Origin of the sequence: Allopusillimonas soli (genome assembly GCF_004153445.1) — a bacterium.
In the GTDB taxonomy this organism is placed as follows: Bacteria; Pseudomonadota; Gammaproteobacteria; order Burkholderiales; family Burkholderiaceae_B; genus Allopusillimonas; species Allopusillimonas soli.
The window spans coordinates 262,489-282,474 of sequence record NZ_SDQC01000003.1 but is presented as its reverse complement, the minus strand read 5'-3'; the positions used below and the strand labels follow the sequence as shown (position 1 = coordinate 282,474).

The 19,986-nt window shown below is 62.7% G+C and carries 19 protein-coding genes; 4 read left to right on the top strand and 15 right to left on the bottom strand.

The window, feature by feature from the left end:
• Window positions 1-9: 9 nt before the first annotated feature.
• The 7 genes from ERD78_RS11125 to ERD78_RS11095 form a co-directional block, all read right to left on the bottom strand.
• The gene (locus ERD78_RS11125) at window positions 10-1,299 is read right to left on the bottom strand and encodes an MFS transporter (protein WP_129969365.1); all 1,290 of its coding nucleotides are present in this window, start codon (window positions 1,297-1,299) and stop codon (window positions 10-12) included.
• Window positions 1,289-2,113, bottom strand: a complete 825-nt coding sequence (locus ERD78_RS11120; RefSeq protein ID WP_129969364.1) for an arylamine N-acetyltransferase family protein — start codon at window positions 2,111-2,113, stop codon at window positions 1,289-1,291. Before ERD78_RS11120 ends, ERD78_RS11125 begins: the two co-directional genes overlap by 11 nt.
• 103 nt (window positions 2,114-2,216) lie before the next feature.
• Complete coding sequence (locus ERD78_RS11115) at window positions 2,217-3,185, bottom strand: c-type cytochrome (protein WP_129969363.1); 969 nt, start codon at window positions 3,183-3,185, stop codon at window positions 2,217-2,219.
• Window positions 3,182-3,895, bottom strand: coding sequence for a c-type cytochrome (locus ERD78_RS11110; protein WP_245152440.1), 714 nt, complete (start codon window positions 3,893-3,895; stop codon window positions 3,182-3,184). The genes ERD78_RS11115 and ERD78_RS11110 overlap by 4 nt, the downstream gene beginning before the upstream one ends.
• A gap of 170 nt (window positions 3,896-4,065) precedes the next feature.
• Entirely contained in the window at window positions 4,066-5,061 is a 996-nt protein-coding gene (locus tag ERD78_RS11105; protein WP_245152439.1) for a hydroxymethylglutaryl-CoA lyase, read from the bottom strand.
• Between the two features lie 5 nt (window positions 5,062-5,066).
• Complete coding sequence (locus ERD78_RS11100) at window positions 5,067-6,260, bottom strand: CaiB/BaiF CoA transferase family protein (RefSeq protein ID WP_129969362.1); 1,194 nt, start codon at window positions 6,258-6,260, stop codon at window positions 5,067-5,069.
• A 131-nt stretch (window positions 6,261-6,391) separates the two neighbouring features.
• Complete coding sequence (locus ERD78_RS11095) at window positions 6,392-7,291, bottom strand: LysR family transcriptional regulator (RefSeq protein WP_129969361.1); 900 nt, start codon at window positions 7,289-7,291, stop codon at window positions 6,392-6,394.
• A 124-nt stretch (window positions 7,292-7,415) separates the two neighbouring features.
• Here ERD78_RS11095 and ERD78_RS11090 point away from each other — a divergent pair, with 124 nt between their 5' ends.
• Window positions 7,416-7,925 carry an acyloxyacyl hydrolase gene (locus ERD78_RS11090; RefSeq protein ID WP_245152438.1) on the top strand — a complete coding sequence of 170 codons (510 nt, stop codon included), beginning with the start codon at window positions 7,416-7,418 and terminating at the stop codon, window positions 7,923-7,925.
• On the opposite strand, the gene ERD78_RS11085 is transcribed toward ERD78_RS11090, so the two are convergent.
• The 7 genes from ERD78_RS11085 to ERD78_RS11055 form a co-directional block, all read right to left on the bottom strand.
• Window positions 7,922-9,301 (bottom strand): amidase, encoded by a 1,380-nt coding sequence (locus ERD78_RS11085; RefSeq protein ID WP_129969359.1) that lies wholly within the window; start codon window positions 9,299-9,301, stop codon window positions 7,922-7,924. The genes ERD78_RS11090 and ERD78_RS11085 overlap by 4 nt on opposite strands.
• 26 nt (window positions 9,302-9,327) lie before the next feature.
• A complete protein-coding gene (locus ERD78_RS11080) occupies window positions 9,328-10,017 on the bottom strand; it encodes a DUF2848 domain-containing protein (protein ID WP_129969358.1) in 690 nt (229 codons plus the stop codon).
• A gap of 44 nt (window positions 10,018-10,061) precedes the next feature.
• A complete protein-coding gene (locus ERD78_RS11075; protein WP_129969357.1) occupies window positions 10,062-11,345 on the bottom strand; it encodes a TRAP transporter large permease in 1,284 nt (427 codons plus the stop codon).
• Window positions 11,342-11,962, bottom strand: a complete 621-nt coding sequence (locus tag ERD78_RS11070; RefSeq protein WP_129969356.1) for a TRAP transporter small permease subunit — start codon at window positions 11,960-11,962, stop codon at window positions 11,342-11,344. Before ERD78_RS11070 ends, ERD78_RS11075 begins: the two co-directional genes overlap by 4 nt.
• A gap of 75 nt (window positions 11,963-12,037) precedes the next feature.
• On the bottom strand, window positions 12,038-13,105 hold the full coding sequence (locus ERD78_RS11065) for a TRAP transporter substrate-binding protein (RefSeq protein WP_245152437.1): 1,068 nt from the start codon (window positions 13,103-13,105) through the stop codon (window positions 12,038-12,040).
• Window positions 13,106-13,147: 42 nt separating this feature from the next.
• Window positions 13,148-13,957: a putative hydro-lyase gene (locus ERD78_RS11060; RefSeq protein WP_129969355.1), complete on the bottom strand. Its 810-nt coding sequence runs from the start codon at window positions 13,955-13,957 to the stop codon at window positions 13,148-13,150.
• 114 nt (window positions 13,958-14,071) lie between these two features.
• Window positions 14,072-14,983: a LysR family transcriptional regulator gene (locus ERD78_RS11055; RefSeq protein WP_129969354.1), complete on the bottom strand. Its 912-nt coding sequence runs from the start codon at window positions 14,981-14,983 to the stop codon at window positions 14,072-14,074.
• Between the two features lie 169 nt (window positions 14,984-15,152).
• Here ERD78_RS11055 and ERD78_RS11050 point away from each other — a divergent pair, with 169 nt between their 5' ends.
• The 3 genes from ERD78_RS11050 (at window position 15,153) to ERD78_RS11040 (ending at window position 18,921) form a co-directional block, all read left to right on the top strand.
• Entirely contained in the window at window positions 15,153-15,674 is a 522-nt protein-coding gene (locus ERD78_RS11050) for a hypothetical protein (RefSeq protein WP_129969353.1), read from the top strand.
• Window positions 15,675-15,833: 159 nt separating this feature from the next.
• Window positions 15,834-18,656, top strand: a complete 2,823-nt coding sequence (locus ERD78_RS11045) for an aconitate hydratase (RefSeq protein WP_129969352.1) — start codon at window positions 15,834-15,836, stop codon at window positions 18,654-18,656.
• A gap of 49 nt (window positions 18,657-18,705) precedes the next feature.
• Window positions 18,706-18,921 carry a SlyX family protein gene (locus tag ERD78_RS11040; protein ID WP_129969351.1) on the top strand — a complete coding sequence of 72 codons (216 nt, stop codon included), beginning with the start codon at window positions 18,706-18,708 and terminating at the stop codon, window positions 18,919-18,921.
• 108 nt (window positions 18,922-19,029) lie between these two features.
• On the opposite strand, the gene ERD78_RS11035 is transcribed toward ERD78_RS11040, so the two are convergent.
• The gene (locus ERD78_RS11035; RefSeq protein ID WP_129969350.1) at window positions 19,030-19,872 is read right to left on the bottom strand and encodes an aldo/keto reductase; all 843 of its coding nucleotides are present in this window, start codon (window positions 19,870-19,872) and stop codon (window positions 19,030-19,032) included.
• Window positions 19,873-19,986 lie beyond the last annotated feature (114 nt).

Here is a 19,986-nt window from a genome sequence, read left to right as displayed (position 1 = left end):
GATGGAGGGTTATTGCTTGCGGCCGATCAGAAGCAAGATTGCCGCAAACAGCAGCAACCCCGCCACAGCCATGAAGAAGACAGCGGGTGTTTCGCCATGGGTGCCGGCCGCCATGCTTTGCAGCATGCCGAAGGCAGCCGGTGCGAAGGCATAGGAGCCTTGCGAGATGGCGATGATCAGGGCAACGACGCGCGCAACCTGCGCGGAGGCGAAATCGGCCTGGGCAATGAGAGGCGGGATGGTGTTGCTGTTGCCGACGCCTGATCCGACGAGCAGCACGCCGATAACAATGAGGGCAATATGCTCCGTGCCCGCCAGCAGCAGGCAGATGGCGCCCGCTGCCTGCACGGCGTAGCTGGCGGCGCCCACCTTGCGCCGTTCCGCGACATGCGACATGGCGCGCGCCGCCGCAAGGCGGCCAAGCATGGCGCAAGCCGTGCTGCAACCCAGCAGCAGGCCGGTATTCTGGGCGCCCAGCACGGGTCCGAGTATGTTGAACAAATGTGCCGTCAGCCCCATCTGTGCGAACATGCTGATCGCCATGGCGGCAGCCAGTGTAATGAAGGCGCGGTTCCGGCTCAGCGGCGCATGCACCGCACCCGGCGCAACGGTGCTTGCCGCGCTCAAGCGAGCCGGCTCCACGTCGCCATCCGCGCGCTGGCCTGTATTTTCGGGCGTGCGTGAGAACACCAGGCGTGCGAGCAGTCCTGTGACCAGCAGCGTGACCGCACCCACGACGCCCACCGCGCCGGCAAAGCCGAAGGCGGTGATGAGCGCCACCCACAATGGCGAGAAAACAACCCCACCCATGCTGCCGCCGTTATAGGCGGCTGCCAGGGCCCGGGGACGTCCGCGGTCGAACCAGGGCGACACAATGGCGTTGATGGCCACCGACCCTAGGCACACCCATCCTGCGCCGCTGAGCGCTGCGCCTGCAAACAGTTGCCAGGGATGGGCAGCCAAGGCCCAGCCCATGGCGCCCGTCATCATGCACGCCGCGCCCAGGAATGTAGCCCAGGGCAGGCCGATGCGCCTGTATGTGCGCGGCAGCATGGCGATGACCATGGCGCCGGCCAGATAATGCACGGTGAGGGCGGACGATACGAGCGTCAGCGGCCAGCCCGTGCGCTGCAATACTTCTGACAGATAGATGGCGGGTCCGTAGACGCCCACGCCCCAGCCAAAGAACGCCAGAACAAACGCTGAGCGGACAACCCAGGGGCCGAAGAAATACGGCGGGGACGCGCGTTGGCGGCTGCCAGGCCGACCCGTGCCGCCTGCCGCCTGTTCAAATTCCATGGGCGACCACGGCGCGCAAGCATGCCATGTCCGGCACAGCAATGCCGAACTCCTCGCGCAGCACCGCGGCGATTTCGTCTGCGTCAGACAGGTCGCGCCTGGCGCTTGATCCGTCGTCCTTGCGCACCGTATACCGATGCCCGAGCAGCGCGCGGCGTTCCCCGGGCGTTGCCAGCGCGGCGTACAGCCCATGGCGGAAATGAGAGTCGTCGCTGGTGGAAAGATAATAATTGGCTGCCACGTAATCGACGGGCAGTTGGGGGCACAGATCGAAGCGATAGACCGGGCGCCACGCGTTGTCGATATTGATCAACAGTGTGTAGTCTGCACCATCGCGCCTGAGGCGATAGTTGCCGTGAGGGGTTTGCTGCGGGGCCTCCGAATCAAGGCGCAGGGGGGCGCTGGGGCAGTGGCCTCCGAAGCCGACATCGGCGATATAGGCCACGCCGTCCAGCGTCGCAAGCAGAAGCATATGCGAGCGGGGACGATCCTCATCGGCGGGCTGGTTCCACAGGACGCGCGCCGCAAGGCCTATGTGTTCGATTCCCAGGCGTCCGATTACGTGCGAGAACAGCAGGTTCTGCTCGAAGCAGTAGCCGCCGCGACGACTGTGCACCAGCTTGTGTGCCAGTGAAGGCAGGTCGAGCCGCACGGGCCGGCCCAGCAGCGGATCGAGGTTTTCAAACGGGATGCAGGCCATGTGTCGCGCCTGAATGGCGGCCAGGGTGTCCACGCTCGCTTCATGCGAACCGCTGTAGCCTATCCGCGAAAAATAGGCTCCCAGATCGATGCGGTCGTCATCAAGCGTCGTCATGTTCCGCGTCCTGGCGAAGTATGTTCAAGCCAACACTGTACTGCCATGCGGACCTGCGGGCAAAAGCCGCATGGGCGCCGTACCGGCGCCCATGGACGAAGTGTCAGGACGCTTCGCTCTGCTTCTGGCCCGACAGCTTGCCGCCCGAGGGCGTGGAATCCGCACCCAGCATCTTGCCATTGACTGTTGTGCCGTACATATCGTGTTCACCGCCATGGTGCTGCTGGCGGGTTTCTTCCAACGATCCCTTGAAGCGCGGATCCTGCGGGCGGTCATGACTATCCATGTATTGCGCCACATCCCAGGCCTGCTGGTCCGATAGCGTCCCGCCCTTGCCCAGCGGCATGTTGGCCTTGATGAAGGCCGCCGCGGTGGCCACACTGTGCATGCCTGCGCCCCAGTTGAAAGAGTCGTCGCCCCATAGGGCGGGGAACACCATCTTTCCGTTCACATGTTGGCCTTCGCCATTTGCGCCATGGCACAACGCGCAGTTCTGCTCGAACACTTGCTGTCCCCGCACGTAGTCAGGCTTCTGGGGCGGCTCGGGCAACCTGGGATAGCCCTGGCCGTCCAGCTTGACGCCGGTCGGTGCACCTTTCGCCATCCAGTACATATAGCTTTGCAGCGCCACGATGGTTTCGCTGTCCGCAGGAGGCGCCTTACCGTTCATGCTGTATTGGAAACAGCCTTGCAGTCGTTCGGCCAGTGTATTCACGTGCTTGTTCTTGGACCGGTAGGCGGGGTACAGGACGTAAGCCGCCCACATCGGGGAAGCGTTCTTGCGCCGTCCCGCATCCAGATGGCAGCTGACGCAATTGAGCGAGTTGCCCACATAGTCTGACGCGTATTCGCCCGTATGTAGAAAGATGCGCTGGCCTTTCTTGACCATTTCGCCGAATTCATTGTCCGGTATGGTATCGGCCGGTGCAGGCGTGAAGGCGGTGGGAGATGCGCTGGTCCCAGTACTGGGATTGGGCGCCGCCGCAGATTGCGCCAGCGCGGCTGGGCCGCTGAACGCGAGCGCGGCTAAGGCAAACAGGGAAAGGCGCAGATGGGTGGATGCGGATTTCATTTTGCCCCTCCTTGCGTTGCGGTGGCCTGGCCTTGGACGGCGTCGGGCAGGCCGGCGAAATAGTCAGCCACAGCGGTGATCTGAGCATCGCTCATGCGTTTGGCAATGTCGCCCATCAGATCCAGAGGACCGGGATCCCGTTTGCCTTCCTTCCAGGCGGACAGCTGGGCTTTCAGATAATTGGCGGACTGTCCAGCCAGCGCGGGGAACTGTGTCCCCACGCCTACGCCGCCTGGGCCATGGCATTGGACGCAAGCGGGAATATCATTGTCCCAGTCGCCCCGGTTGGCCAGCCAGGCGCCGGCATCCTTCGTCGGGTAGGGATCTGCATGGCCCGCCAGCGTTTTGGTGTCGAATGCCGCGGGCAATTGCGCATAGTAGGCGGTGACATCGGCGATCTGCTGGTCGCTCAGCGCCTTGGCGATGGGCGCCATGACGGCATTGCCGCGGCTGCCCGAGGCAAAGTGGTGAAGCTGCTCGGCCAGGTAGGCTGCGCCTTGACCCGCCAGATAAGGAAAGCCCGCTGCCGCCATGCCCTGACCCTGTGCGCCATGGCAGGTGGCACACGCGACCACACCGTCCGCGCCCGAGGCGGCAAGCTTCTGCCCCGCCGATGTGTCGCCGGCCGCGGCCGGCATGCTACAGGCTGCGATGCCCAAGGCCGCAAGCCCCGGTACGAGCATGCGGCGTAACCCTGATGTCTGTGCCATGTGATACTCCTGCGTGCGACGCGGGCAGCGTATGCATGCCGCGCGGAAAAATCTTAATAACATATAAATATAAGTATATTTCCGAGACAGAGCATTTGGCGAATCGAGTGAAAAAAAGCGTAACTGCATGCATCGCGCGGTAGCGGGCGGTTGAGCCCGCGCTGGGTCCGTCAGGCCGCGTCGCGGCTCAGCGCGCGTTCACGCACCTGTTCCAGATCGGGCGGGCAGGGGAAGCGCTTGTTCCAACGCCCAGCTTTCATGACCTGGCCGGGTACGTCGTGGCCTACTGTCTCGGCCATCTCGTGGGCACAGAAAATAAGGCGATCCAGATCGATGCCGGTGTCAATGCCCATGCTTTCCAGCATGTGCGCCAGATCTTCCGTGCAGATATTGCCGGTGGCGCCGGGGGCGAAGGGGCAGCCGCCCAGGCCTGCCAGCGAGGCGTCGTAGCGCACGATGCCCGTGGACAGCCCCGCCATGACGTTGGCCAGCCCCATACCGCGCGTATTGTGAAAATGCAGCGTCAGCGCCATGTCTGGCCAGCGCTGAGCAAGGCCCGAGCACAATTGCAAGACCTGGGCGGGATTGGCCATGCCGGTTGTATCAGCCAGCGAGATGCCGCTTGCACCATGGTCGGCAAAGAAGTCGCCCAGGCGCAACACCTCCTGCGGGTCGACCTCGCCCTCCATGGGGCAGCCAAAGCAGGTGGAAATGGAAACATTGGTGGCGACCCGCCCGCCGGCATGCGCGATGATGCGGGCCAGTTCCCGCATGGACTGCGATCTTGTCATCCGGAGATTGGCGAGGTTGTGGGTTTCGCTGGCAGACATGACCAGATTGATTTCATCGACATCGCAGGCCAGGGCTCGTTCGGCGCCGCGCATGTTGGGCACCAGCACCACGTACTGTACGCCGGGCGCACGTTCTATGCCTTTCATGACGTCTTCGGCATCGCGCAGGGCCGGGATGGCCTTGGGAGAAGTGAACGATGTGGTTTCGATCTTGGCAACGCCGGTGCGGCTGATATTGTTGATCAGGGCAATCTTGCGTTCCGTGGGAACAAAGATGGGCTCGATCTGCAGGCCGTCGCGCATGGACACATCGTTGATATAGACCCGGCGCGGCATCTGGCCCGCAACGGGGAGTTGGGGGGAAGCCTTGCTCATATTCATCAAATTACCTCCGATTGTTTCAGCCGGGCGATATCCTGGCCGTCGTAGCCCAGTTTGCGCAGCACCGACTCGGTATGCTGGCCCAGCAGCGGGCCGCCGCCATTGAATCCGCCGGGCGTGGCACTTAGCTTGGGCACCACGCCCGGCACCTTGAGGGTTGAACCATCGTCGAGCGTGATGCTGCGTATCATGTCGCGCGCCAGATATTGCTCATTGTCGACGATATCCTTCACCGAGAAGATTTTGCCTGCCGGCACGCCGGCCTGGGCCAATGCCGTGAGCGCCTCTTCCATGGTGCGCGTGCGTGTCCAGGCCGCAATGGCCTCATCGATGCGCGCCATGTTGCTCACGCGCCCCGGATTACGCGCCAACTCCGGATCGTTGGCAAGATCCTCGCGGCCAATCAGCGTCATGAGGCGTTTGAAAATGCTGTCGCCATTGCCAGCGATGAGAAAGTACCGCCCGTCTGCGCTCGGATAGGCGTTGGTAGGCGCAATGCCCTGTATGGCGCTGCCCGCCGGCTCGCGGATGGCGCCCATACGGTCGAACTCGGGCACAGCGCCTTCCATCATGTTGAAAACAGACTCGTACAGCGCCACATCCACGACCTGGCCCTGACCGCCGTGGGCCAGCCGATGATAAAGCGCCATCATGATGCCGATGACGCCGTGCAGCGCCGAGAGCGAGTCGCCGATGCTTATGCCGGGCCGAACGGGCGCCTTGCCCGGTTCGCCGGTGATGTAGCGCAGCCCTCCCATGGCTTCGGCCACAACACCGTAGCCAGGCAAGTCCCGCATGGGCCCGCTCTGCCCGTAGCCGGATATACGCAGCATGATCAGGCCTGGATTGTCGCGGCTGAGCGAGTCGTAGTCCATACCCCATTTTTCCAAAGTGCCGGGCCGGAAGTTCTCAATGACCACATCGGCTTCCAGCATCAGCTTGCGCGCTATCTCCTGGCCTTCCGGCTGACGTAAATCAAGTGCAACCGACTGCTTGTTGCGGGCCTGCACATGCCACCACATGGATGTCTCGCCATCCCGCGTGCGCCATGATCGCAAGGGATCGCCGGCGCCCGGCGGTTCGATCTTGATGACATCGGCACCGAAGTCGCCCAGCGTCTTGGCGGCAAAGGGACCGGCTATCAGGCTGCCCATTTCGACGACGCGCACGCCGTCCAGCGGTCTTTGATTCATGAAGGCTCCATTAGCATTGTTGCGGCCGGACGATGGCGTTGTCCGGCACCAGAGGGCTCCATCATAGGAAGAGCGGGGCGGTCTGTGAAGCAATGCTTTGGAAAGCCAGGCATCGCGATTGGCGATGGCTGCTAGACGGAAGCCTGTGCCTGGCCGGCCAGATGGTTTCTCAGCAGGCGCGTCAGCTTCGGCAGCTCGCTTGCCGGCCGGCTGATCAGCACGAGATCGCGGTGGGCCCAAGCTTCGTCCAGCACACGCGCCTCCAGGCCCTCTGTGTCGAGAAAGGCCTCGACACTGCCCTTGGGCAAAATGCCTATGCCCAGGCCCTGGGCCGCCATGCGGCGCAGGCCGTCGAAGCTGGTGGCCTGAATGCGCAGCTTCAGGGGCTGGTTCAGGTCGGCAGCTGCCTTCGCCATGACATTGGACAGCGATGTGCCGCGCGGCAGGCCGACATAGTCATAAGCCAGCGTTTGTGCAAAACGAAGAGTTTTTCTTCGAGCCAGCGGGTGTCCGCGCGGCATGATGACCATGAGCTGGTCCACACGGTAAAGGCAGCCGTCCAGGCCATCCAGGGGGCGCTGGGGGGCCAGAATGCCCAGATCCGCCTCGCCGGCGGTCACCATGCGTTGCACTTCGTCGCTTGTGTGTTCCTCCAGGTCAATCTTGATCGTGGGATGGTTTTTCAGAAAGCCCGACAGATCGTACGGGAGGAACTGCACGACGGCCGATGTATTTGCCACGAGCCGAACCTGCCCCTTCACGCCGTTGGCGTAATTGCTCAGCGCGCCGTCCAGGCTTGCCAGCTCCTGCAGAACGCGTTCTGCATGGCGCAGAAGCTCGGCGCCGGCCAGCGTGAGGGTGACTCCGCGGCGGTGGCGGTACAGCAGCTCGGTGCCAGTGCCGGCCTCCAGGTCGGCGATGCGCTTGCTGATGGCGGAAGCGACAAGATGGGTCTTTTCCGCAGCGCGCGCGATCGACCCCTCCCGGGCCACCGCATGGAAGGCTTTCAGTGTCTGTATGTCGTACTTCATGTTGCCTTCAGGGAACCATCAAAGCGTCCCAACTCCTGCTACACTCTTTCGACTCGATTTCGTGAGCAGAACTTGAATGAAAAATAGCAAGTTATCGTCGTTTATATCAGGAAATGCTGTCTTAATGGTCGCTTCTCTGCTGCTTGCCACGACGGCAGGATCCGCGATGGGCGCGGAGCCAGACAGCGGGGTTCTCAGTGTGCGGGCGGGCGCGGGCTCGCATTACCAGCGACTGGAGTTAGCCTGGGAAACGCCGCCCGTATGGTCCTATACCTTTTCGGGCGGCAGCCGCCTGGATCTGGTGGGCGAACTGGGCGTGGCCTACTGGCATGCGGATGGCTCGCGCTCTCCCGCAGCCGTCTGGCAGTTGAATGCCATTCCATTTCTGCGCTGGACCTTCAATGATCGTTATTACCTGGAGGCGGGCGCCGGCGCCACGGTATTCTCGCATGCAAGCTTTGCGGGCAAGGAGATGAGCACGGCCTTCCAGTTCGGCGATCATATCGGGGTGGGCGCATATATCACGGACAACAGCCGCATCGGCGTGCGCCTGTCGCACTTTTCGAACGCAGGCATCAAGCATCCCAATCCGGGATTGAACGTCCTGCAATTGCTGTACACGGTCCAGTATTAAGTCCGCAGGGGCCGCAGGGCCTCTTCGATGCCCGCTCCCACCCGCAGTATGTGCGCATCGCGCAGCGCAGGGCCGGCCACCATCAGGCCTACTGGCGCCTGACCGGGCCTGTGGCAGGGCAGCGACAAGGCGCAGCCGTCCAGGAAATTGATCAGTGTCGGATTGCGCAGGATAAGGGCGTTGGCGCGGAAATAGGCTTCATTCGATACCCGAAGCGTTTCGATGCGCGGCGCAACAATGGGCACGGTGGGCATCAGCAGGGCGTCATAGCCCTGCAGTCGTTGTTCCACAGCCGCTATCCAGCGCGGCCGTATCTCGAGCAACTCGATGTAATCGGCTGCCGTCATGTCCCGGCCGCGCAGCATGCGTGATGCGACGCGTGGGTCGTATTCGTCTCCGCGCTGTGTGAGCAACGTCTTATGCCAGGCCCAGGCTTCGGCGCACACGAATCCGCCCTTGGCGTTGATATCGGCCAGTTGGGTGAATTCGGGCAGCGGCATCATGTCGATTTGCGCACCTGCTGTACGCAATTGCGCCAGCGCTGAGTCAAATGCCTTCCTCACGGCGTCGTCCGCTCCGTCCAGAACCACGGTTGAGGGTACGGCCAGCCGCAAGCGGCCCGCGGGAACGGCGAGATGCGGGCCTGCCGCCTGGCTGTCGGCGGCGTCCATGTCGGCGCCGGCCAGGATTGCATCAACCGCCGCGCAGCAGGCCACCGACGCCGCCAAGGGGCCGATGGAGTCCAGCGTCTTGGACAGCGGCAGCGCGCCCCGCGTGGGGATCCGCCGGGCGGTGGGCTTAAAGCCCGTCAGTCCACAGAAGGCCGAAGGAATGCGGATGGAACCGCCCGTGTCGGAGCCTATGGATACCACCGACATGCCGTCGGCCACGGAGACACCGGCGCCCGATGACGAGCCGCCAGGTATCCGGCCCTCGGCGCGGTTCCAGGGGCTGCTTGGCGTGCCGTAGTGCGGATTGATGCCCAGTCCCGAAAAGGCGAACTCGGTCATATTGGTTTTGCCGGTGATGATGGCGCCTGCATTGATAAGCCGCTGGACGGCGGGTGCATTGGCGGTCGCCGGCGGTGCATCGCGCAGGACTGCGGAGCCGGACAATGTGGTTTCCCCGGCAACATCAAATAGATCCTTGATCGACACAGGCAGGCCTTCCAGTGCCGAACGCACGATGCCCGCCGCCCGCAGGATATCGGAAGCCTTTGCGGCGGCGAGAGCCTGTTCGCGATAGACACGCGTGAAGACGAAAGACCCTTGTCCGTCGGGCGCTTCGGCGCGGGAGAGCGCCGCCTCTGTGAGTGCGAGGGATGTCGTGGCGCCGGACGCGAGGGCGGCTTGCAGTTCGAAAAGAGTAGGCAGCATGTCGAAAAAGGAAAAGAGTTGTCCCGTCAGGCAACCTCGGGCAGGATGTCCAGAGTATAGCGATGGCGGATGCGGCGATCCATGACGGGGTCGTGCAGTTCCATGATGAAGCCGCGCGCTGCGCGGATGCCGCCGAGCGCGGCAACGGTGCCGCAGGTCATGCCGTATCCGTCGGGCAGCATCTCCCTGTCGAAATGGCTGCGCGCGAGATCCAGGGGCGCGAGCAGCTGCGCCATGTCGCCCTCCTGGTACAGCACGGTGTTGCCGTTCTCTTCTATCCAGGCGCGCAGCACCAATGCATCCCAGTGGTCGGCAACGCTGTCGTAGGTCCATGCGTCGCGCGCCACGGGCTTCACGCACACCTGCTTGGACAGCGCGACGCTGTGCGCTTCCAGCTTGCGGTCGGTGTGGTCGGATGCCAGACTGACGAACAGCCTGTCTTGATGCGCGAACAGAAACGCCTCTGCCTCGCCCGACGAGGCATCGCCCACAACCTGTACCCGATCCTGTTGGCAAAGCTGATTGGCGGCAACGCGATAAAACAGCGGCACACTGCTCGGTCGCGCCACGCCAAGGTCGGCCAGCTCGTCTATGTGATGTTCAATAGCCTCGCGATCGCGCCCCGCCCAGCCGGCGATGATGCAGTTGTCGATATCCACGTCTATCCGGGATGGCTGGGTTCCTGTGGCGGCGCTGAGTGAAAAAGAGAGCTTCATGGCAGAGTCCGGACAAAGTTGAAGGGAGGCTGGATCGGCGCGGGTCAGCCGAAGGCCCCGGGCAGCCACAGGGCCAGGCCTGGCGCGAGCGACAGGATGCCCACCATGACCAGCAGCATGATGACGAAAGGAAGGCTGCCGATCATCACCGCATTCATGCTGCCGTGCGTGCGCAGGCTCTGCACGACAAACAGGTTCAGTCCCACGGGCGGTGTAATGAGCGCGGTCTCGACCAGAATGATGATGATGATGCCCAGCCATACAGGGTCGTAGCCCAGCCCTATCATGATGGGTGCCACGATGGGTATGGTGGTGATCATCATGGAGAGTGTTTCCATGAAGCAGCCCAGCACCAGATAAAACAGAACCAGGATCAGCAGCATGATGGCAGGCGGAACGTTCAGCCCCGAGATGGCGTTGGTGAGGGCGCTGGTAAGGCCGATGCCGGCCATGATGAAGTTAAGGAAGGCTGCGCCGATGACAATGAGCATGATCATGGCGGTGGCCTTCATGGTGCCCTCGAATACCTCGCGCAGCATGGCCGGCGTCAGGCGCCCCGTGCATGCGGCAAGAATCAGCGCGCCGACGACACCCAGCGCGGCTGCTTCGGTCGGCGTGGCCAGTCCGGCATAGATGGAGCCCACGACCAGCAGGAAAATGAAGAGCGGCGGCAGCAGATGCACCAGACTGCCGAGTCGTTGCCGCCAGCTTGCTCGCGTACGCTCGCCGCCCCAGGCGGGTCTGGCCACGCAGGCCAGTACGATGGCGATGATGAACAGCAGCGCCGTGAGCAGCCCTGGGAGGATGCCCGCCAGATAGAGTCGCGGGACGGATGTATTGGTCAGCACACCATAAATGATCAGATTGATGGAGGGCGGAATCAGTATGCCCAGCGTACCGCCCGCAGCCAGGCTGCCCAGGAACAGCGGCTCGTTGTAGCCCTTTTTTTCTATCTGGGGAATGGCCACGGTGCCGACGGTGGCGGCTGTGGCCACGCTGGAGCCGGACGTTGCCGCAAAAAGGGCACTGGCGCCGATGTTGGCGTGCATGAGGCCGCCCGGCAGCCACGACAGCCACATGCTCATGGCGTTGTACATTCGTTCGGCCAGACCCGAGCGCAACAGGATTTCCCCCAGCATGACGAACAGCGGTATCGCCACCAGCAGGAATTCATTGCTGGTGCCCCAGGACACCTCGCCAATAGCGCGCGAAAGGGGCAGCATGGAGTACAGCGGTTCCAGCACCAGGCCCAGCACGCCCAGCGCGGCGCCCACCGGGATGCTGATGCCCAGTAGTACGAGAAGCAGAATGAGGCTGGACGCAATCATGATGCCTCTCCGCGCGCCATCCGCGCGCCGGCCTCGGCCTCCTCGCGCGCTTCCTCCTGTGCAGTACGCATACCGCATACCGTCCGGATACCCGCCATGTCGCCGCGAACCAGGGCGGTGCTGGCGCGCAGCAGCATAAGCGCCAGTACGATGCACAGCCATATCAGCCCCGCCGCCCAGATGTATTGGGGTATCCAGAGGGGCGTGGCCAGTACTGTGTTGGCGGTGGCGTCACGTGTCCACGAAGTGTGGGCCACGTTGACCGCATAGCGGGTCAGATAGGCAATGAAGACGGCCAGGCCAACCAGCGCGATCCAGTCCAGGATGGCGCACAAGCGCACGGGCAGCACCTGGTATAGCGCATCGATGCGGATATTGGCGCGCTGCAGGGTGGCAAAGGCCAGCGCCCATGAGATGCTGATGGCGAAGGCATAGCCCGAGAGCTCGTCGGAGCCCAACGAGTAGGCGGTGAACTTGCGTATGAAGATGTCGGCGACGATATACAGCGCCATGATCAGTGTCAGCGCGCCCGCAACCCAGATCGCCCAGCGCGACAGCGTGTTGGCGGTATGCAGCAGGCGATCAAGCAGCGATGCCCGAATGGAGTCTGTTGCCATGGTCGGCCTCCGGAGCAGAGTGGCGGAATCGGGCTCGCCCGGCAGCCCATGCGGGTGCTGCCGGACGGAAACGGCCTATTTGCTGGCCGTGATGCCCAGCGTCTTGCCTATGGTTTCATTGAAGTCCTTGACGCATTCCGCCGAGCACCGCTGCGCCCATTTGGGGACGACGACTTCCGCAGTGACTTTCTTGAGCAGAGCGCGATCCGCATCGCTGGGCTCAACCAGCGTCATGTGGCCCTTTTCCGCCAGCGTGCATGCGTCGGCGCCCGAGTTGCAGTCATACCCTTGCTGCGTGGCCTTGGCCGCATCGTCCCAAATGGCGTCTGTCATGGCCGCAATGTTCTTTAGCAGGAAGGACTGCACCTTGGGATCGATCTTGTTCCAGTAATCCATGTTGGCCGCATGGATCTGCTGGTTCCAGTTGATGGGCAGGGCCAGAAGATGCGTGGCCACCTCATACCACTTGGCGGAGTAACCCGACATGGAGCCGCTGATGGCGCAGTCGACAACGCCGTTCTGCAAGGCGGGCACGACTTCGCCGAAAGGCAGCGTCACGCTCGTGCCTCCCAGCGCCTGCACGAATTCAGCCGTTGTACGGCTGCTGGTGCGCACTTTCTTGCCTTGGACATCCGCCAGTCCCTTGATAGGCGCGTTGCAGAACAGCACCTGTGCCGGGTAGGTGGAAAAGCCCAGCACCTTCACATTCTGCTTGGCATAGTATTTGGCATAGATGGGGGCGAATGCGTCGGTGACCTGGCGCGCGGTCTTGACGTCCGGTGAAACGCCGGCCAGATCGATCGCCTCGTTGATGGCGTTGTCGCTGGCGAAATAGGCCAGCGTGGCCGTGCCTATCGGCACCACGCCCTGACTGATCAGACGCATGATCTCGGGACCCTTCAGCCCCATTTCATTGAAGCCCTTGATGGTTGCCGTGACCTGCCCCTCGGACAGTTTGGGCACGGTTTCGGTCCAGAACGGCTTCTCGAAGTTGCGGTATGCGGTCAGGTTGCTGAGTCCGCCCACGACCTGCAGCTCGGTTTTGGGCAATCCTGGCACCACTTCCTGTGCCGCGGCGCAGGTGCCGGCGGCAAGCGCGGCCGCAGTCAGAATGGGCAGCAGAATGTTCTTGGTTTGCATCATGCTTATCTCCTCCTACAGGGTGGGTCGGCTTGCCTGGATGTGTCAGAGCATGGCAAGCCGGCTGTTGCTCAGGTCGGTAATCAACATATGGCCTGGCGCGTGGGTAATGCTGAACTCGGGGCGTACATGCTGGATAATGGACTGGGGCGTAACGCCGCACGCCCAGAAAACGGGGATGTCGCCCTCCCGTAGCGGGACGGGATCGCCGTAGTCGGGCTGGCCCAGGTCCGCTATGCCGATGAGGGCGGGGTCGCCCAGATGCACGGGGGCGCCGTGCACAGCAGGAAAACGGCTTGTGATCTGGATTGCGCGGATTGTGTCCGCGGCGCAAAAGGGACGCATGGATACCACCAGTGGACCGCTCAGGCGGCCGGTGCCCGTGGTGGGAATGGTGCTCCGGTACATCGGCACGTTGCAGCCCTGGCTGATATGGCGGATTTCGAGGCCGTCGGCGAGCAGGGCTTCCTCGAACGAGAACGAACAGCCGATGAGAAAGGACACCAGATCGTCGCGCCAGAATTCATGCAGGCCAAGCGGTTCCGCAATCAATTCTCCATTGCGCCATACGCGATACCGGGGGATATCGCTGCGGATGTCGATGTCCGCACCCAGCGCGGGTACATCGGTCTGGCCGGGCCGTGTCACCGCAAGCAGGGGGCAGGGCTTGGGATTGCGTTGGCAAAAGAGCAGGAACTCGTCGGCCAGCGCCTGCGGCAATATCATCAGATTGGCTTGTACGCATCCCGGCGCCAGGCCGGCTGTGGGTCCGGCATGCTGTCCCGTGCGTATGGCGCTTCTGCATCGCGCTGCTTCGGCGCTGAGCATGTGCTGCGCGTCAAGGTATTCCGCCATGAAATCCCTCTGCTGATCCGTGCATGACAGGCGGGGCCCGCCCTTGCTGCTATTCCAGCCTATACCGCAAGCACTGTCCAATTGTATGTTTGCATCCGGGGCGATAAGCAATGCTTATGGCTGCTCCGTCAAGGTGGCAGGCAGGCCTGCGCGCCGTGCTATGCGCTGGGCGAGGGTGGCGACGGTACGCAGGGTATGACTGTCGGGACAATCCACCCAGCATGCATAGAAGCCCAGCGCTGCGGGTGTGCGATCGACGTCAAGCAGGCACAGCTTCCCTTCCTCGACTTCCTCGGTAATGACCGCGGGCGCGATGACGCTGGGGCCTATGCCGCGCCGCGTCATGTGCACAATGGTGCTGAGGGAGGCGCTCCCATATAGCCGCGGTGCCTTGACGCCGGCTTCCAGCAGCAGCGCCTTGGTGGATTGATAGGGTAGGCTGACCGCGGGATAGGTGATGACGGGATAGTGTCCGAGCTCCGCGACGGTTACGCGCCGCCCGTGCATTTTCAGTCCTGGGCTGGCAATCCAGGCCAGATCGTAGTCGCACAGGTGCATATGACGTTCGCGCGGATCCTGGCTGGGCCCGACGACAAAGGCCAGGTCGATCTGATGCGATGCCAACTGACTGCGCAGGACGTGGGTGGTATCCACCTGGATGTCCACCGTGAGCGCGGGATAACGATGGTGCAGCGCATCAATGAGATAGTGCAGCCAAGTATGCACGAGCGTTTCGGAGCTCCCCAGCCGCAAGGTGCCGCGTATGGCATCGCGCTTGCGGGCCACGCGGTACATGTCGTTGCGCAGTTCCAGCATGCGCCGGGCGTGCGACAGCAGCTCCTGGCCTTTTTCCGTCAGGCGGATGCCGCGTGCGCCGCGTTCGAACAGGCGCACATTCATGGACGATTCCAGCGCGGCAATGCGCTGGGAAATCGTGGGTTGCGTGGTGTGCAGCTTTTCCGCCGCGGCACGAAAACTGCCAAGCTCAGCCACCCAGACGAATGCGTTGATCTGCTTGAAGTCCATGGCGAATGGTATCGCTAATTGTTTGGAGCGCGATAGCGCCGCTTTTTCAATGATGATAGTCAAGAATAGTTAATGGTGAACGTAATGAATGGACGGCATGCCCTTCCTCTCTATAAGATTTCCTCAAGCATCACTGTGGAATGCCTGCTTGTGCGTGGGCCAGACTTGTATGACGACTGATTCAAACATCGCCCCGCCCGATCCTGGTGCCCGCATCGGCCTGGTTGCGCCCGAGGGCATCGAATGCATAGATTGCATTGCGCGCGAATACAGCCCCCTGCCGGGCTTTTCCGTGCAGCCCCTGTCCGATATGGCGCCGATCGGCGACGAACTGTCCCTGCTTGCGATCATCCGCATGCTGAACCGAGGCGGCGCGCCTCTTTCCCGAGAGTCCTACCGCAGCCTGGGAATACACCTGGAATGCCTGGCCGCGCCAGGCCTGCGAATTAGCGAGTTGCATGACGGCAGGGAGGGCGTGTTGGCCCTCGAAGGCGATATCGAGGCGCTGAACCTCGCTCTGGCAGGCCTGGCCGTGGTGATACGCAGCGATGTGCCGCACGAATCCATGGTTCAGGTCATTATTACCGGTCACAATGCCGGCGCGGACCGCGACTGGTACAGTGACCCTCTGCGGCCCATGCCCCCGGGCGTCAAGGCGGTCTCTGTCAGAGTGCGTACGCTGGGCATATAGATTTCCCGGCTTGTCCACGCGTCGAGCCCCAGTCCGTTTTCCTTCTTCGCGGCGCGCCATACCATCAAAGTTCACCGCTCAACCTGAGCGGGCGCGCCAATGCGTGTAAGATGAAAGTTGTTGCTCATCTGACCCGGATTTTTCGTAGGAGGACTCGCGATGGAACACCCGAACAGCTTTGGCGCACGCGATACGCTGGATGTAAATGGCAAGGCGTACCAGATATTTCGGCTCGATGCGCTTGCTGAACACGGCTTGGATGTGGCCCGACTGCCCTATGGTCTGAAGATCCTGCTCGAGAACCTGCTGCGCACCGAGGGCGGCGACGTCACCGCCGATGACATCCGCGCGCTGGCCTCTTGGGATCCCAAGGCCGAGCCCAGCAAAGAAATCGCCTTCACGCCCGCACGCGTGGTGCTGCAGGATTTCACCGGGGTGCCGGCGGTGGTCGATCTGGCCGCCATGCGCGAGGCCATGAAGGCGCTTGGCGGCAGCCCCTCGCGCATCAATCCGCTGGCGCCTGTGGAGCTGGTTATCGACCACTCCGTCATTGTCGATGTGTTTGGCAGCCCCGCGGCCTTCGAGCAAAACGTGGAAATCGAATACGGACGCAATCTTGAGCGCTACCAATTCCTGCGCTGGGGCCAGAGTGCCTTCGACGATTTCCGCGTCGTACCTCCGGGAACAGGCATTGTCCACCAAGTCAATCTCGAGCATCTGTCGCGTGTAGTCTTCACACGTGAATCCGATGGCCAACTGCTTGCCTACCCCGATACCTGTGTCGGCACAGACTCGCACACACCGATGGTCAACGGCCTGGGTGTCGTGGCCTGGGGCGTCGGCGGCATCGAGGCCGAGGCCGCCATGCTGGGGCAGCCCATCTCCATGCTCATACCCCGCGTCGTGGGCTTCAAGCTCACGGGTGCGCTGCCCGAGGGCGCAACCGCCACCGACCTTGTCCTCACCATTACCGAGCGTCTGCGCCAGCATGGCGTGGTGGGCAAATTTGTCGAATTCTACGGGCCCGGCGTGGCCTCGGTACCGCTTGCCAATCGGGCCACCATAGGCAATATGAGTCCGGAATACGGCTCGACGATTTCCATATTTCCCATAGACCAGGTCACACTGGACTATATGAAGCTGACCGGACGCACGGCCGAGCAGATCGCACTGGTCGAAGCCTATGCCAAGGCGCAGGGCATGTGGCACAACCCGGATGCGGAGCCACATTACTCCGAAACGCTGGAACTGGACCTTTCCACCGTCCAGCCGTCCATAGCCGGCCCCAAGCGGCCTCAGGATCGCATTGCGTTGGCCGAGTCCAAGGAAGCGTTCCGCGGCGCCCTGGCGGCGCTGGCGCCCAGCGGCGGCAAGGAAAAGCCCAAGGGGTACGACAAGGCCGTGGCCGAATCCTTTCCGGCGTCCGACCCTCCGGCCCAAGATCCTGGGCAGGATGTCACGCCCGCCCCAACCGATCATGTCAAGGATGCGCCAGCCGCGGTTGCCCGCAGCCAGACCGCAGTGCCTGTCACCTTCAGCGACGGCACGCAAGGCGAGGTGGATCACGGCGCGGTGGTGATCGCGGCCATCACATCATGCACGAATACCTCCAATCCGGCCGTGATGGTTGCGGCGGGACTGCTGGCGCGCAATGCCGTCGAGAAAGGCCTGAGCCGCAAGCCGTGGGTCAAGACCAGCCTCGCGCCCGGATCGCGCGTAGTGACCGACTACTTCCAGAAGGCCGGACTCACCCCCTACCTGAATCAGTTGGGCTTCAATTTAGTGGGATATGGCTGTACCACTTGCATAGGCAACTCCGGTCCGCTCATCCCCGAAGTCAGTCAGGCCGTGACATCCAACGATCTGTCCGTCGTGTCGGTGCTTTCAGGCAACCGCAACTTCGAGGGCCGCATCCATGCCGAAGTCAAGATGAACTATCTGATGTCGCCGCCCCTGGTGGTCGCCTACGCGCTGGCCGGCACCATGGACATCGACCTGTACAAAGACCCGCTCGGCATGGGCAAGGATGGCAAGCCGGTCTATCTGAAGGACATCTGGCCCAGCACGGCGGAGGTCGCCGAGGTGGTGGACGCGTCCATTGCCTCCGACATGTACAAGTCGGGCTATGCGGATGTGTTTGCGGGCGACAAGCGCTGGCGAGAGCTGCCAACGCCATCGGGCGACCTGTTCCAGTGGGATGAGTCGTCCACCTATGTGCGCCATCCGCCTTATTTCGAGAACATGCCGCGCACACCCGATCCGGTCGGCGACATCAAGGGTGCGCGGGTACTGGCCAAACTGGGCGATTCTGTTACCACAGACCATATCAGCCCGGCCGGCTCCATCGCGAGGAATTCGCCCGCTGCGGCCTATCTCACGTCGCATGGTGTGGCGCCCAGGGATTTCAACTCCTACGGCTCGCGGCGCGGCAATCACGAGGTGATGATACGGGGGACATTCGCCAATGTGCGCTTGCGCAACCAGCTTGCGCCCGGCACAGAGGGAGGCTACACACGCGATTTCACTCAGGCCGACGGTCCTGTCACGACCATCTTCGAAGCGTCGCAGGCCTATCTTGCGGCTGGCACGCCGCTGGTGATCCTGGCGGGCAAGGAATATGGCTCGGGTTCTTCCCGCGACTGGGCGGCCAAGGGCACTATCCTGCTGGGCGTCAAGGCAGTCATTGCGCAATCATACGAACGCATTCACCGGTCCAATCTTTTGGGCATGGGTGTATTGCCCTTGCAGTTTCCCGATGGGCAGGATGCGGAAAGCCTGGGCCTGACCGGAGAAGAAGTCTTCGATATCGAAGGTGTCACGGCGATGAACGAGGGGGGCGTGCCGCGCACGGTAACCGTGCGGGCGGGCGGCAAGACGTTCGAGGCGCTGGTGCGCATCGATACGCCCAGCGAGGCCGATTACTACCGCCACGGCGGGATCATGCAGTACGTGCTGCGCGATCTTATGAACAAGGCTGGCTGATCGAACGGGTGCGGCGCCCCGTGCGCCGCGGCCTCGCGGAAGGATGAACATGCATGACAGTGAAGACCGCCTTGTTGACATCGAGCTCAAGCTTACGGCGCAGGAAGATCTGCTGCAAGCCTTGAATGAGCAGGTAGCGGTGCAGCAGAAGGAAATTGCGGCGCTGCGTGCGCTGTGTACGGCCCTGGCCCGTCGCGTGGGCGACATGGCCCGCGATGGCGGCGGCGCAGATGCCTATGCCGAGGAGCGGCCGCCCCACTACTAATCGGCGGACTGCCAGGCCTGGGGGTATGCGGTGCGCAGGCCTGCGGCGTTCGCCCGGAGCCTGGTTGGCGATGGATGGCTCCAGGCTCCAGGCCTGGCGCCGTGGCGCTCAGCCCTTGGGCAGCCGGAACAACTCCGGATCGGGGCCGCTGCGTCCGTCAGGGCGGTCCAGTGCCGCAATCGCAGCCATGTCCTCCTCATCCAGCACGAAATCGAAGGCGTCGAAGTTTTCCCGCATGCGTTCGGGCGTGACTGTCTTCGGGATGACCATATTGCCCAGTTGCAGATGCCAGCCGAGCATGATCTGGGCAACGGTGCGCCCATGTTTGCGTGCGATGGCCGTTAACTCGGGATCTTCCCACAATTGTCCTCGGCCCAGCGGGCTCCAGGCTTCGGTGACGATATCGTGCTCTGCGTGAAACTGGCGCAGCTCGGTCTGCTGGAAATGCGGATGAAGCTCAATCTGGTTCACCACGGGTAGCACGCCGGTTTCATCCAGCAGCCGCTGCAAGTGGTTGATATTGAAGTTGCACACGCCTATGGATTTGGCCAGCCCTTCATCGCGCAGCTGGATCAGCGTTTCCCAGGCCTGGATGTAGAGATCGTTCTTGGGCACAGGCCAGTGGATAAGGTACAGGTCGACGTATTCGGTGCCCAGTTTTTCCAGGCTCTCGATGAAGGCGGCCCGGGCCGTGTCATGCCCGTGGCGGTCGTTCCAGAGCTTGGTTGCCAGGAAAATGTCGTCGCGCGCTACGCCGGACGTCGCGATACCCTTGCCCACGCCGGCTTCATTGCCGTAAATGGCCGCGGTATCGATGGATCGGTAGCCTGTTTCAAGCGCGGCGCGGATAACCGACGGAGCGGCGTCATTCTCGATCTGCCAGGTGCCGAAGCCCAGTTGGGGCGCGCTACGGCCGTCGTGAAACGACACGATATTCTGTTTGCCTGCCATGATTACTCCCTGCGTGTTCGGCGCGGCGCCCGGGGCGGGCCTGTCTATTTGTTATCTGCGCCATTCTGGCCGATTATACGGTTTGTGCACTGCGGGAAGGCATCAATTGGTATC

Excerpts from the sequence above, each read along its gene's own strand:
- ERD78_RS11125 (WP_129969365.1), bottom strand. The coding sequence starts at position 1,299 with ATGGAATTTGAACAGGCGGCAGGCGGCACGGGTCGGCCTGGCAGCCGC.
- ERD78_RS11120 (WP_129969364.1), bottom strand. The coding sequence starts at position 2,113 with ATGACGACGCTTGATGACGACCGCATCGATCTGGGAGCCTATTTTTCG.
- ERD78_RS11115 (WP_129969363.1), bottom strand. The coding sequence starts at position 3,185 with ATGAAATCCGCATCCACCCATCTGCGCCTTTCCCTGTTTGCCTTAGCC.
- ERD78_RS11110 (WP_245152440.1), bottom strand. The coding sequence starts at position 3,895 with ATGGCACAGACATCAGGGTTACGCCGCATGCTCGTACCGGGGCTTGCG.
- ERD78_RS11105 (WP_245152439.1), bottom strand. The coding sequence starts at position 5,061 with ATGAGCAAGGCTTCCCCCCAACTCCCCGTTGCGGGCCAGATGCCGCGC.
- ERD78_RS11100 (WP_129969362.1), bottom strand. The coding sequence starts at position 6,260 with ATGAATCAAAGACCGCTGGACGGCGTGCGCGTCGTCGAAATGGGCAGC.
- ERD78_RS11095 (WP_129969361.1), bottom strand. The coding sequence starts at position 7,291 with ATGAAGTACGACATACAGACACTGAAAGCCTTCCATGCGGTGGCCCGG.
- ERD78_RS11090 (WP_245152438.1), top strand. The coding sequence starts at position 7,416 with ATGGTCGCTTCTCTGCTGCTTGCCACGACGGCAGGATCCGCGATGGGC.
- ERD78_RS11085 (WP_129969359.1), bottom strand. The coding sequence starts at position 9,301 with ATGCTGCCTACTCTTTTCGAACTGCAAGCCGCCCTCGCGTCCGGCGCC.
- ERD78_RS11080 (WP_129969358.1), bottom strand. The coding sequence starts at position 10,017 with ATGAAGCTCTCTTTTTCACTCAGCGCCGCCACAGGAACCCAGCCATCC.
- ERD78_RS11075 (WP_129969357.1), bottom strand. The coding sequence starts at position 11,345 with ATGATTGCGTCCAGCCTCATTCTGCTTCTCGTACTACTGGGCATCAGC.
- ERD78_RS11070 (WP_129969356.1), bottom strand. The coding sequence starts at position 11,962 with ATGGCAACAGACTCCATTCGGGCATCGCTGCTTGATCGCCTGCTGCAT.
- ERD78_RS11065 (WP_245152437.1), bottom strand. The coding sequence starts at position 13,105 with ATGATGCAAACCAAGAACATTCTGCTGCCCATTCTGACTGCGGCCGCG.
- ERD78_RS11060 (WP_129969355.1), bottom strand. The coding sequence starts at position 13,957 with ATGGCGGAATACCTTGACGCGCAGCACATGCTCAGCGCCGAAGCAGCG.
- ERD78_RS11055 (WP_129969354.1), bottom strand. The coding sequence starts at position 14,983 with ATGGACTTCAAGCAGATCAACGCATTCGTCTGGGTGGCTGAGCTTGGC.
- ERD78_RS11050 (WP_129969353.1), top strand. The coding sequence starts at position 15,153 with ATGACGACTGATTCAAACATCGCCCCGCCCGATCCTGGTGCCCGCATC.
- ERD78_RS11045 (WP_129969352.1), top strand. The coding sequence starts at position 15,834 with ATGGAACACCCGAACAGCTTTGGCGCACGCGATACGCTGGATGTAAAT.
- ERD78_RS11040 (WP_129969351.1), top strand. The coding sequence starts at position 18,706 with ATGCATGACAGTGAAGACCGCCTTGTTGACATCGAGCTCAAGCTTACG.
- ERD78_RS11035 (WP_129969350.1), bottom strand. The coding sequence starts at position 19,872 with ATGGCAGGCAAACAGAATATCGTGTCGTTTCACGACGGCCGTAGCGCG.